At 33.6% G+C, this 625-nt stretch carries 1 protein-coding gene; it reads left to right on the top strand.

Annotation, left to right across the window (positions count from 1 at the left end):
- A partial coding sequence (locus HMPREF2613_RS06290) for a hypothetical protein (RefSeq protein WP_070479758.1) occupies positions 1-581 on the top strand: 581 nt, incomplete at its 5' end.
- Between the last annotated feature and the right edge of the window lie 44 nt (positions 582-625).

Here is a 625-nt window from a genome sequence, read left to right as displayed (position 1 = left end):
ACAATCCCTCTTTGTATCAAGGCTTGATTATTACCGGAATTGTTGTTTGGGTTTTAAATCTGGTATTTTTACTGGATCTTAGACGAGGAATTTTAACTAGCTTTGGAACCTATCTCATGTATCTGACTGGTCATATTTATGCCATTATTGGCTTTAGCGCTATGAGTGGGGACCATAGTTTTCTTGGTTTAAAAATTTTCCTTCCTCTAATCTTTTCCATTATTATGAATATTGTTATGAGTTGGATGGTTGACATAGACTCTGAGGAAATTTTATCAGAAAAGGCCTCCAAGAATTTCTATAATCTTGTATTTGGCCCTCCTATGATTTTATCTTTTATTTGTGTTTTTTTAGCGATAATTGGATATGAATATTTTTGGGGATGGGGAATGTCTTTATTCTTCATGATTTTTGGGCCTTATTTGTACCAAACATGGTTTTATATTATCTATGCCTACCAACACCGTAATGATGTTGAGGAAGAGACTTCAATCCAGCATATAAAAGTAAACCCAGATATGATTTCAAACAGAGAATTTGACAGAGATAGATTTAGTAGAAAGGTAACTAAAGATGATTAAAGAAATACAACTACATATGAGCCATTTGATGACAGACCAGGTCC

This window comes from Streptococcus sp. HMSC070B10, assembly GCF_001808665.1.
Classification (GTDB): Bacteria; Bacillota; Bacilli; order Lactobacillales; family Streptococcaceae; genus Streptococcus.
The sequence above is the reverse complement of the archived record's forward strand: the minus strand, read 5'-3'. Positions and strand labels throughout refer to the sequence as shown.